7 protein-coding genes are annotated in these 12,423 nt (G+C 74.4%); 6 read left to right on the top strand and 1 reads right to left on the bottom strand.

What is annotated here, in order from left to right; all coding sequences use genetic code 11:
- Positions 1-20: 20 nt before the first annotated feature.
- Entirely contained in the window at positions 21-1,445 is a 1,425-nt protein-coding gene (locus ABT247_RS25960) for a CCA tRNA nucleotidyltransferase (RefSeq protein WP_350746592.1), read from the bottom strand.
- A gap of 390 nt (positions 1,446-1,835) precedes the next feature.
- Between ABT247_RS25960 and ABT247_RS25965 the strand changes: the two genes are divergently transcribed.
- From ABT247_RS25965 to trxB, 6 genes are all read left to right on the top strand, one after another.
- Complete coding sequence (locus ABT247_RS25965; RefSeq protein ID WP_350746577.1) at positions 1,836-4,322, top strand: DUF6049 family protein; 2,487 nt, start codon at positions 1,836-1,838, stop codon at positions 4,320-4,322.
- A gap of 58 nt (positions 4,323-4,380) precedes the next feature.
- Positions 4,381-6,858, top strand: coding sequence for a murein biosynthesis integral membrane protein MurJ (gene murJ, locus ABT247_RS25970; RefSeq protein WP_350746580.1), 2,478 nt, complete (start codon positions 4,381-4,383; stop codon positions 6,856-6,858).
- A 306-nt stretch (positions 6,859-7,164) separates the two neighbouring features.
- Positions 7,165-9,138, top strand: a complete 1,974-nt coding sequence (locus tag ABT247_RS25975) for a protein kinase family protein (protein WP_350746582.1) — start codon at positions 7,165-7,167, stop codon at positions 9,136-9,138.
- Between the two features lie 43 nt (positions 9,139-9,181).
- Positions 9,182-10,120 (top strand): RNA polymerase sigma factor SigM, encoded by a 939-nt coding sequence (sigM, locus tag ABT247_RS33665; protein ID WP_502892505.1) that lies wholly within the window; start codon positions 9,182-9,184, stop codon positions 10,118-10,120.
- Complete coding sequence (locus ABT247_RS25985) at positions 10,117-11,217, top strand: RsmA family anti-sigma factor (RefSeq protein WP_350746585.1); 1,101 nt, start codon at positions 10,117-10,119, stop codon at positions 11,215-11,217. The genes sigM and ABT247_RS25985 overlap by 4 nt, the downstream gene beginning before the upstream one ends.
- Positions 11,218-11,412: 195 nt before the next feature.
- The gene (trxB, locus tag ABT247_RS25990; RefSeq protein ID WP_350746588.1) at positions 11,413-12,381 is read left to right on the top strand and encodes a thioredoxin-disulfide reductase; all 969 of its coding nucleotides are present in this window, start codon (positions 11,413-11,415) and stop codon (positions 12,379-12,381) included.
- Positions 12,382-12,423 lie beyond the last annotated feature (42 nt).

Below are 12,423 nucleotides of genomic sequence, written 5' to 3' on the forward strand. Positions count from 1 at the left end.
CCTCGCGTCGTGACCGGACGTCAGCCCTGCTGCGCGGCCCACCAGGACCGCAGCGCCGCCACCGCCTCGTCGTGCTCCATCGGGCCGTGCTCCAGCCGCAGTTCCAGCATGTGCTTGTACGCCTTGCCGACCTGCGGGCCGGGCTTGAGCCCGAGCAGCTCCATGATCTGGTTGCCGTCCAGCGCGGGGCGGACGGCGTCCAGCTCCTCCTGGGCCTTCAGCTCGGCGATCCGCTCCTCCAGGCTGTCGTAGGTGCGCGACAGCGCGGCGGCCTTCTTGCGGTTGCGGGTGGTGCAGTCCGAGCGGGTCAGCTTGTGGAGGCGCTCCAGCAGCGGCCCCGCGTCCGTCACGTAGCGGCGCACCGCGGAGTCGGTCCACTCGCCGCCGCCGTAGCCGTGGAAGCGCAGGTGCAGCTCGACCAGGCGCGAGACGTCCTCGGTGAGCTCCTTGGAGTACTTCAGCTCCCGCATCCGCTTGCGGGTCATCTTGGCGCCGACCACCTCGTGGTGGTGGAAGGAGACCCGGCCGTCCGGCTCGAAGCGCCGAGTGCGCGGCTTGCCGATGTCGTGCAGCAGCGCGGCCAGGCGCAGGGTGAGGTCCGGGCCGTCCTGCTCCAGCGCGATGGCCTGCTCCAGGACGGTCAGCGAGTGCTCGTAGACGTCCTTGTGGCGGTGGTGCTCGTCGCGCTCCAGCCGCAGCGCGGGCAGCTCGGGCAGCACGTGCTCGGCCAGGCCGGTGTCGACCAGCAGCCGCAGCCCCTTCACCGGGTGCTCGGCCAGCAGCAGCTTGTTCAGCTCGGCCTGCACCCGCTCGGCCGAGACGATGGTGATCCGCTCGGCCATCGCCGTCATCGCGGCGACCACCTCGGGTGCCGGGTCGAAGTCCAGCTGGGCGGCGAAGCGGGCGGCCCGCATCATCCGCAGCGGGTCGTCGGAGAAGGACTCCTCGGGCGTGGCGGGGGTCCGCAGCACCCGGGCCTCCAGGTCCTCCAGGCCGTGGTGCGGGTCGACGAAGCCGCGGCCCGGCAGGTCGACGGCCATCGCGTTGACCGTGAAGTCCCGGCGGACCAGGTCCTCCTCGATGGTGTCCCCGTAGGTGACCTCGGGCTTGCGGGAGGTGCGGTCGTACGCCTCGGAGCGGTAGGTGGTGATCTCGATCAGGAAGGAGCCCTCGGGGGTGTCCTTGCGGGCGCCGACCGTGCCGAAGGCGATGCCCACGTCCCAGACCGCGTCCGCCCAGCCCTTGACCAGCTTGAGCACCTGCTGCGGGCGGGCGTCGGTGGTGAAGTCCAGGTCGTTGCCCAGCCGGCCGAGCAGCGCGTCCCGCACCGAGCCGCCGACCAGCGCCAGCCGGTGACCGGCGCCCTGGAACCGCCGGGCGATCTCGTCGGCGACCGGCGACACCCGCAGCAGCTCTTGCAGCCCGAGGGTCTGGGCCTCGCTCAGGCCTGGGACGACCTGGACGGCGGTGTCGGAACGGTCGGTGCGCGCGGTGGACTCATTGGCAGTGGACACGGCTCACAAGGGTACGTGGCCCGGAAGGTCAACCGCCCGCGCGTTTTGGGCGTCTCAGCTCACAGCCCGCAACACTGCACGCCTGGCTGGATCGTTACCATGCCGGTGGACGAGTCTCGCGCACCGGACCGGGGATGCGGTGTCGCGCGCCGCCGGAGCCGACGGAACCCTCCGCGGCGGCAGTGCGGCGAGCAGCGTCAAGCGGAGTACGTCAGCGAAGTACGTCAAGCGAAGTACGTCGAGCGGGGAACGCCGGGCGCCAGCGCCGGGCGGACAGCATCAGCAGCGAGCGATCGATCGAGAACGGCGAGGGCGAAACGAGTGAGTGAGCCGGCACGGCACTCGGGCCTGGGGGCGCACCGACAGCCTGGACGGGCCGCGGGCCCCGCCGAACCCCCTGCGGGCGGCTCCGCCGACGGACGGAGTCCGGGCCGCCGCGCCCGCCGTCTCGCGGCCGCCTTCGGGGCCGCGCTGGCCCTGTTCGCGGCGGCTCCGGCGACGGCGCTGCCGGCCGGCGGCGACGCCACGGCGACCGCCGACTCCCCGGTGGTGCTGACCATGGAGTCGGTGAATCCGCAGGTCGCCGCTCCGAACGGCACCGTCACCATCAGCGGGCACGTCACCAACGGCGGCAAGTCGGCGCTCAAGGGTGCCCACGCGGCGATCCGCAAGCCGGCCGCCAAGCCGATGCAGCGGCGCAGCGAGCTGCAGCTGATGACCACCCGCAACGCCCCGGGCGTGGAGCTGGACAGCCCGCAGTACGCCCTGCCGGAGCTGAACCCCGGCCAGACCCAGGCGTACACCCTGAGCGTCGCGGTGAGCGACCTCGGGCTGTCCGACAGCGGCGTCTACGAGCTCGCGGTCGACGCCTGGGGCGCGACCGCCGACAACCCGCACGACCGGATGCTGGGCGTCGCCCGCACCTACCTGCCGTACAGCCAGGGCGGCGGCGACGCCCAGCCGACGAAGGTCACCGCGCTCTGGCCGCTGGTGCACGCGCCGGTGCTGGCCGCGCAGACCGTCGCCGACAACGACCAGACCGTTCCGGTGCTGCGCGACGACAGCCTGGCCACCGACTTCGCCCCGGGCGGCCGGCTGTACGAGCTGGTGGACACCGGCGCCAAGCTGTCCGGTCTCACCTGGGTGGTCGACCCGGACCTGCTGGACGCCGCGTTCGCGATGACCAACAAGCAGTACCGGGTGCAGAAGCCGGGCGCGGCGGCGGGCAAGCCCGCCCGGGACGACAACACCGTCGCCGGCACCGGCTCGGCCGCCGCCGCGGCCTGGCTGGACAAGCTGCGCGCGGCCGTCGCCAAGCCGGGGAACCAGGTGGTCGCGCTGCCCTACGCCGACCCCGACCTCGCCTCGATCGCGCACAACGGCGCCGACCTGGCCGGGATGGCGACCGCGCTGAACAAGGCCGCCACCGCCGGCCGGCTGACCGTCGAGGGCCGGCTGTCGGCGGACACCCGCTCCGACGTGGCCTGGCCGTACCAGGGCTACGTCGACCAGCAGATCACCGGCATCGCCCGGCAGGCCGGCAGCGGGCTGGTGCTGGTCAACGGCGCGAGCATGCCGGAGCCGGACTCGGTGAACTACACCCCGACCGCGGTGCGCCCGATCGGCAACGGGCAGAACGCCCTGGTCGCCGACGAGACGGTCTCCGCGCTCTTCCAGAAGGACCTCACCAGCCCGAAGGACCAGACCGAGGCGACCCAGCGCTTCCTCGCCGAGACCTTCACGATCACCCACGAGCAGCCGCAGAACCAGCGCGGACTGCTGATCATGCCCCCGCGCGAGCTGTCCGCCGCCACCGCCAAGGTGCTGGCCGGTGCGCTGCAGACGGCGGGCGACAAGTGGCTGGCACCGGTGAAGCTGGACACCCTGGCGCAGTCCGCGCCGGATCCGAAGGCCAACACCGCCGTCCCCTCCCCGACCGACTACCCGACCCAGGTCCGGGCCAGCGAACTGTCGGCCTTCGACCTGAGCGGCACCGACAAGATCCAGCGCGACCTGGACACCCTGATGCGGGTGCTCACCCTGCCGCAGCGGGTGCGCGGCCCGTTCAGCGCCGCCATGGTCCGCTCGCTGTCCACCGAGTGGCGGACCACGGGAGCCGCGGGCGACGCCTACCGCGAGGGCGTCGCCACCTACCTGGCGGACCTCACCAACGCCGTCAAGGTGCCGCAGAAGACGGCGGTCACCCTCGCCGGGAACACCGGCCTGCTCCAGGTCAGCGTGACCAACGACCTCACCCAGACGGTCACCAACCTCAAGCTGGTGCTCACGTCCACCCAGCCGAACAGGCTGTCGGTGAGCAAGGAGGAGGAACTGGTCATCCCGGCCTCGCAGAGCGTCACCCTGCGGTTCCAGGCCGCGGCCCGCAACAACGGGCCGGTCACCATGACCGCCCAGCTCTGGACCACCGGCCCCAACCCGCAGAAGTACGGCCCGGCGGCGACCTTCCCGGTCGAGGTCACCTCGGTGACCAACGGGGTGCTGTACGTCTTCGCCGGTGCCGGGGTCCTGCTGCTGCTGGCCGCGCTGCGCTTCGTCCGCCAGCGCAAGCGCCGCGGCGGGCAGCCGCACGAAGACGGCGACCAGCCGGTCGGGGACGGCCCCGCGCCGGACGGCGCCGGGAGCGCCGCCGCCGAGGCCGGGTCCGAGGCTCCGGGGGAGGGGCCGGAGGAAGGGCCGACGGGACGCCCGGAGCAGGACACCACCGAGGGCGGTCCCACGCAGACACCGCGCGCCAGCAGCCCGGATGGCCGGGATCGGGCCGCCAGTGATGAGAAGGTTGGTCCTTGATGCCGCCGACCCCCCGCAACGCCGGGCCGGCCTCCCCCCACGACAGCGAAGAGGTGACATGACCGGGCGCAGCGAGGAGCGGCCGCCGGGCCGCGGTGAGAGCCGGCCGGGCGCCGAGTCGCCGTCCGGCGACTGGTACGTGGCCGACACCTACGCCCAGGACCCGTACGCCGCCGAGGCGTACGGGACCCCGCAGGACGACCAGGACCCGTACGGCCTGCGGGCCGACCGGCCCGCGGCGCCGCAGCCGCCGGCCACCGCGTACGACGTGCCGCCGCAGCTTCCGCCGCAGGGCGGCGGCTACCCGACGCCGGTGCCCCCGGCGCCGGCCCCGTTCACGCCCCCGGTGCCCCCGGTGCAGCCCGGCTGGGACACCCCGGCGCAGGCCGCCCCGCAGACGGCCCAGGCCGCCCCGCAAGCCGCCTGGCCGCAGCAGCAGCAGCCGACCGCCCCGGCCGGCGGCCCGTGGGGGAGCGCCGAGCAGCCCGGGCCGCAGTGGGCGCCGGGCCCGGCGCACTCGGCCTGGGACAGCGAGACCACCGAGTACGTCGGGGTGGACGCACTGTTCGGCGGCCACCAGGCGGAGGCGGCCGCCCAGCCGCCGGTGCCCCAGCCCGCCCCGGCCCAGCCGACCGCACCCGTGCCCCCGGCCGCGCCGTACCCGCCGGCGGGCGGCTACCCCGGGCAGCCGCTGTACGGCGGCCCGGAGGGGCAGCGCCCGTTCGTCCCCCCGATCGAGTTCGACCCCCCGCTCTCCGAGGAGGAGGCCACCATGCAGGTGGCCGCCGTGGCGGTCCCCCCGGCGGTCGAGCCGCTCGACGACCACCGCGACCACGCCGAGGAGCCCGCGGCCCGGCCGCAGGAGCAGGCCCAGGCCTCCGGCGGGGGCGGTGGCAAGGTCGCCAGCCTGCTGAACTCCAGCGCGATCATGGCGGCCGGCACCCTGGTCTCCCGGGGCACCGGCTTCCTGCGGACGATGGTGATCGCCGGTGCGATCGGCATCGCGGTCATGGGTGACTCGTACAACGCGGCGAACACCCTGCCGACCCTGCTGTACATCCTGATCGGCGGCGGCGCGCTGAACGCGGTCTTCGTGCCGCAGCTGGTGCGCAGCATGAAGAACGACGAGGACGGCGGCACCGCCTACGCCAGCCGGCTGCTCACCCTGGTGATGGTCGGGCTCGGCGGCGTGGTGTTCCTGGCGGTGCTCGGGGCGCCCCTGCTGGTGCAGCTGATCGCGCACCCGATGATGTCGAACCCGGCCCGGGCCGACACCACGGTGGCGCTGGCCCGGTACTGCCTGCCGACCATCTTCTTCATGGGCGTCCACGTCGTGATGGGCCAGATCCTGAACGCCCGCGGGCGGTTCGGCGCGATGATGTGGACCCCGGTCCTCAACAACATCGTGGTGATCTTCACCTTCGGTGCGTACATCTGGGTCTACGGCGGCTACGACGGCACCCAGGTCACCCCGGAGAACATCTCCCCGGAGGGCGTCCGGCTGCTCGGCCTGGGCACCCTGCTCGGCCTGGTGGTCCAGTCGCTGGCGATGATCCCGTACCTGCGGGCCGCGGAGTTCCGCTTCCGGCCGCGCTTCGACTGGCGCGGCCACGGCCTGGGCAAGGCCGCCCGGCTGGCCAAGTGGACCTTCTTCTTCGTGCTCGCCAACCAGGCCGGGTACCTGGTCATCACCCAGCTGGCCACCGCCGCCGGCAGCGCCGCCGAACGGGGCGGTCACGGCGGTGTCGGCCTGTCGGCCTTCTCCAACGCCCTGCTGATCTGGCAGCTCCCGCAGGCCGTCATCACCGTCTCGATCATGAGCGCGGTGCTGCCCCGGCTCTCCCGGGCGGCGGCCGACGAGGACGCCGGCGCCGTCCGCGACGACCTGTCGTACGGGCTGCGCACCACCGCGGTGGCGGTCGTCCCGGCGGCCTTCCTGTTCCTGGCGCTCGGCCCGGCGATCGGCCGCTCGATCTACGCGGTCGGCGGCGGCGACAAGGCCCTGGAGAACGCGACCAACGTCGGCCTGATGCTCTCGGCCTTCGCACTCGGGCTGATCCCGTACTCGGCCCAGTACGTCATGCTGCGCGGCTTCTACGCCTACGAGGACACCCGGACGCCGTTCTCCAACACCGTCTGGGTGGCCGTCTGCCAGGCCGGCTTCTCGCTGGTCTGCTGGGTCGCGCTGCCCTCGCAGTGGACGGTGACCGGCATGGCCTTCGGCTACGGCCTCGCCTACGCCGTCGGAGTGACGGTGGCGGTGCCGAAGCTGAAGAAGAAGATCGGCGGGCTGGACACCAAGCGGATCGGCAAGACGTACAGCCGGCTGGCCGCCGCCTGCGTCCCGGCCGCGGCGGTCGGCCTCGGCGTCAGCCTGGCGGTCCAGCAGGTGCTCGGCGGCTGGGCGGGCAGCGTGCTGTCGGTGGTCCTGGCCGGCGGCCTCCAGCTGGTGGTGTTTGTGTTCATCGCAAAGCGCCTGCGGATCGAGGAGATGAACGCCATGCTGGGCATGGTCCGCGGCCGACTGGGTCGCTGACCACCGCGCCAACCGGCCGGACGGGCGGGCGTCCTGACCGGACGTCAACCGGGGCGACCCACCGCCTCCGCCCGTCCGGCCGAATGCCGTGCCGCTGCCCCCGCCCGGGCCTCCCGGGCCCACAAGGTGGCGGCCCGGTGTCGGATCTGCACCACATCTCTCCACCGGTAGGCAACCGAGCCGACCTTTCAGCGGTCGTACCCGGTGGAGAAGAGTGGGCACAATTGTCCTGGAGCACAGGACGCCAATCCGCGGGCTCCAGCGACTCTCTCAGGCCGGGGCGACACAAGGGGAGGCAGGACCACGGTGGCTGATGGCACCAAGGCGGTCGTCGACACGTCAGCAGCTGACGCGGCGGCGGACGAGGCCGCGCTGGCCGCGGCGATCGACGGGCTCGGGGACGGGAAGACCGCCCCGGCGGACGCCGCCGACGCCTCCTCCGCGGACGCCCCCGAGGCCGACGACGAGGACGATCCCGGGACCGACGACGAGGACGGCCAGGACGGCCCCGGGCGGGAGGCCGCCGTCGGCGAGGAGACCTCCGAGATCACCGCCCCGCTCTCCGTCCAGGAGATCGCCGCCGAACTGGCCGCCGGCACCGCCCGGAAGAAGCCCGGCCCCGCCCCCGCCCCCGAAGCTGCCGCCCCCAAGCGACTCCCCACCGACCCCCAGCCCACGGTCGACCCGCGCGACACCGCCACCCTCCCGCGCACGCTCCCGGCGCCGATGCGGCACAGCGGCGACCGGATCGGCCACCGGTACCGGCTGGAGGAGTGCATCTCCCAGACCGAGACCTTCAGCAGCTGGCGCGCCGTCGACGAGAAGCTGCGCCGGGCCGTCGGCGTGCACCTGATGGCCTCCGGCCACCAGCGCGCCCGCAAGGTGCTGGCCGCCGCCAAGTCCGCCGCCCTGCTCGGCGACCCGCGCTTCGTCCAGGTCCTGGACGCCGTCCAGGAGGGCGAGCTGGTCTACGTCGTCCGGGAGTGGCTCCCGCACGCCTCCGACCTCGCCAAGCTGCTCGCCGACGGCCCGATGGAGCCGCACGAGGCCTACCAGATGGTCCGCCAGGTCGCCGATGCCGTGGCCGCCGCCCACCGCCGCGGCCAGGCGCACCTGAGGCTCACCCCGCGCTGCGTGCTGCGGACCGACAGCGGCCAGTACCGGATCAACGGCATCGCGGTGGACGCCGCCCTGCGCGGGCTGCCCGACGAGGACTCCACCGACGACGCCCAGCGTGCCGACACCCGCGCGATCGGCGCGCTGCTGTTCGCGGCGCTCACCCACCGCTGGCCGTACCCCGAGGACCGCTACGACCTCAAGGGGCTGCCGAAGGGCCTCCAGAACGCCGCGCCGGACCAGGTCCGCGCGGGCGTCCACAAGGGGCTGTCCGAGCTCGCCGCCCGGGCCCTGTTCGACCACCCGCCGCACCACGCCGAGCCGATCACCACGCCGGAGGAGCTGGTCCGGGCGATCGCCCGGATGCCCAAGATCCGCCAGCCCGAGCCCGAGCTGCCCGCCTTCCAGGCCCCGCCCCGGCACCACACCCACGCGCTGCCCACGGCGCCCATCCCGACCCGGGTCGCCGACCCGGAGGTCGCCCCGCTGCCGGCCTCGTCCCGGCCGACCGCCTCCCGCCGCACCAAGCGCCGGCTGCGCCGGGTGATCAAGGCCACCGCCTGGACGGTCGCGCTGGGCGCGATCGGCGTCGCCTCCTGGCAGTTCGTCGACAACCTGCGCAACACCGGGCCCGCCCACGCCGCTCCGCAGACCTCCGGCAGCGGCGCCGCGCCGAGCCCGCAGGCCAGCACCCACAGCCCGGTGCCGATCCCGATCAGGGACGCCTTCTCCTACAACCCGCGGGGTGACTCCCCGGAGTCCACCTACCTGCTGCCGAAGGTCTTCGACGGCGACCCGAACACGGCCTGGTCGACCAAGCAGTACCTCGACCCCTTCGGGAGCAAGCCACCGCTCAAGGACGGCACCGGCCTGCTCATCGACCTCGGCTCGGCCCAGGCGGTCAGCTCGGTGAACGTCCAGTTCGTCGGCACCACCACCGCCGAGCTGCGGGTGCCCAACGCCCAGGCCGCCGTCAGCCCGCAGGGCGCCCAGCCGGAGGCGTACAACGTGCTGGACAGGCAGACCGGCACCACGGTCGACTTCACCCTGAGCAGCCCGACGAACACGCGTTACCTCTTGATCTGGCTGACCAGCCTGCCGAAGGATAAGGACGCCGAAGGCAGGTGGCGCGGACAGGTGGCCGAGGTGAAGGTCTTCGGCTGACGGCGCCCCTTCGCACACCGGACGACAGCGGCAAGGGGTGGCAGTGGCGGAGGACGACGCGGCGTTGCTCGCCCGGCACGTCGCCGGGGACCGGGAGGCCTTCGGGCTGCTGGTGAACCGCCACCGCGACCGGCTCTGGGCGGTGGCGCTGCGCACCCTCGGCGACCGCGAGGAGGCTGCGGACGCCCTCCAGGACGCCCTGGTCTCCGCCTTCCGCGCCGCCGCGGGCTTCCAGGGGCGCTCGGCGGTCACCACCTGGCTGCACCGGATCATGGTCAACGCCTGTCTGGACCGCGCCCGCCGCAGCGCCGGGCGCCGCACCACGCCCCTGGACGACGACCCCCAGCGGCTGGACACCCTGGTCGGCCCCGCCGAGCCGGCCGACTCCCCGGTGGTCCGCGCCGAGGTGCACCGCGAGGTCACCGCGGCGCTCGCCGAACTGCCCCCCGAGCAGCGGGCCGCACTGGTCCTGGTCGACATGCAGGGCTACCCGGTCGCCGAGGCCGCCGAGCTGCTGGGCGTCCCGGTGGGCACCGTCAAGAGCCGCTGCGCACGCGGGCGGGCCCGGCTGCTGCCCCTGGTCCGGCACCTGCGCGAGGCGGACGGCGGCACCGGTGTTCCACGTGGAACACCGGATCGCGCAGCGCCGGTCCGAGGAACACCGGACCGAGGAACGCCGGTCCGCCGAACACCGGACCGAGGAACACCGGACCGAGGAACACCGGACCGCGGGACACCGGAGGGCGGAGCGCCGGACCGCCGGACACCCGCTACCGCCACCGCGCGGCCGGCCCCCACGCGGGAGGCGCCGGCACGCGGGACACCCGCCGGAACGGGGCCCGCGGCGGAGACCACGGGCAGCACCGACGCGGCCCCACCGCCGCCCCCCGACGCCCGGGGGAACCCGACGGGGCCCCGCACCGTCACAGGGACAGGCCCGACCACCGGTCGGACGACGCTGGAAGGAGACGCGAGCACGTGACCGCCCACCTCTCCTCCCGCCGTCCCGCCGGGCCCCACCCCTCCGTGGAGGAGCTCGCCGACCTCGCCGAGGGGCTGGTCGAGCCCGCCGCGGCCGCCGAGGCCCTGCACCGGCACCTGGACGGCTGCGCCGACTGCCGGGCGACCGTCGATGCGCTGGGCGAGGTGCAGTCGCTGCTCGGCGCCCTCGCACCCGAGCCGATGCCCGCCGACGTCGCCGCCCGCTTGGACGCCGCCCTGGCCCAGACCGCCCGCACCGAGGCGGCCCACACCGACGCCGGCACCCCCGCCCGGGCATCCGGAGCGGAGGCGCCCGCCGACGCCGCCGCCTCCGCCGCCTCCGCTGACACCGCCGGCACCCCCGACCCCGCTGCCGTCGCCGACCCCGACGATGCCGCCGACGCCGCCGACGCCGCGCGCAGCCTCCAGAAGGCCGCCGAAGACCCCCACCGGGCGTCCGCCCCGGGGCCGTCCGTGCGGCCCGCCACGCGGCCCTCAGCGCCCCCGTCCCGCCCCGCCACGGCCACCGGCCCCGGCCGCGCCCATCCGCGCCGGCGGCGCCGGGCCGGTCTGCTGCTGGGCGCGGCCACCGCCCTGGCAGCGCTCGGGCTCGGCGGAGCGCTGCTGCTGGCCCCCTCCACGCCGAATGACCGCCCCGCGATCACGGCGGGCGCCCCGGCGAGCACGTCCGCCGCCGAGCAGAGCGCCCGCACCCCCCGCAGTGCCGGTCCGGGCACCGCCTACCAGGACGACAGGCTCGCCGCCCAGATCCAGCAGCTGCTGGCACGCGCGGGCACCGCCCCCGGGCCGGGGGCCACCGGGCACGCCAAGTCCGACGCCGCGGCACCCGTGGAGGGCCTGCGGCCGCAACCCGACTCACCGACCGCCGCCGCCTCCCCGACCGTCCAGCCCCCCTCGGCCTCCTGCCCCCCGCCCGCCCCGGGCACCCCGCTGGCCACCGACCGCGGCAGCTACCGGGGAGCCCCGGTCGAGGTGCTGGTCTACCCCTCCCCGGGCCGGCCCGGGTTCGTGGACGTCTACTTCCGCTCGCCGGACTGCGGACCCGTCGTGTCGCAGCAGTCCGTCCCCGAGGGCTGACCAGCGGTTCCCAGCCGGCCGCTGGGTCGTTCCCATGCGATCGACGCCCAGGACGCGACGCCGCTCCCGAACTCCGGGCGCCTGGTACTGATCAGCCTGGGAATGCGGGAGACTGGTCAGTCGTTGTCCCGGGCGGCGGAGCAGGACCGCCCTCCCCGCAGCAAACGCGGGTCGCGATGCGAACCAGGAGAAGCAGTGAGCGACGTCCGTAACGTGATCATCATCGGTTCCGGCCCGGCCGGGTACACGGCTGCGCTCTACACGGCCCGTGCCTCCCTCAAGCCGCTGGTGTTCGAGGGGGCCGTCACCGCCGGTGGTGCCCTGATGAACACCACCGAGGTCGAGAACTTCCCGGGCTTCCGGGACGGCATCATGGGCCCGGAGCTGATGGACAACATGCGGGCGCAGGCCGAGCGCTTCGGCGCCGAGCTGGTCCCGGACGACATCGTCGCGGTCGACCTCACCGGTGACGTCAAGACCGTCACCGACTCCGAGGGCAACGTGCACAAGGCCCGCGCCGTGATCGTCACCACCGGCTCCCAGCACCGCAAGCTGGGCCTGCCGAACGAGGACAAGCTCTCCGGCCGCGGCGTCTCCTGGTGCGCGACCTGCGACGGCTTCTTCTTCCGCGACCAGGACATCGCGGTGGTGGGCGGCGGCGACACCGCCCTGGAGGAGGCGACCTTCCTCTCCCGCTTCGCCAAGAGCGTCACGATCATCCACCGCCGGGACACCCTGCGCGCCTCCAAGGCGATGCAGGAGCGCGCCTTCGCCGACCCGAAGATCCGCTTCGAGTGGGACAGCGCGGTCGAGGCCATCCACGGCGACCCGAAGCTGACCGGCGTCACCCTGCGCGACACCACCACGGGCGAGACCCGCGAGCTGGCCGTCACCGGGCTGTTCATCGCGATCGGCCACGACCCGCGCACCGACCTGTTCAAGGGCCAGCTGGACCTCGACGCCGAGGGCTACCTCAAGGTCGAGTCCCCGTCGACCCGGACCAACATCGAGGGCGTGTTCGGCGCCGGCGACGTCGTGGACCACACCTACCGCCAGGCCATCACCGCGGCCGGCACCGGTTGCTCCGCCGCCCTGGACGCCGAGCGCTACCTGGCCGCCCTGGACGACCTGGAGTCCAAGGCCGCCGCCGTCGTGGCGGTCTGACCCACTCGCCACCGACCGAACCCCCCCCCCGGGGGGCGTTCC

Source organism: Kitasatospora sp. NPDC001539, assembly GCF_040298565.1.
Classification (GTDB): Bacteria; Actinomycetota; Actinomycetes; order Streptomycetales; family Streptomycetaceae; genus Kitasatospora.

What these genes read in the sequence shown, in the direction of transcription:
- murJ (WP_350746580.1), top strand. Translation starts at nt 4,381, where the DNA reads ATGACCGGGCGCAGCGAGGAGCGGCCGCCGGGCCGCGGTGAGAGCCGG.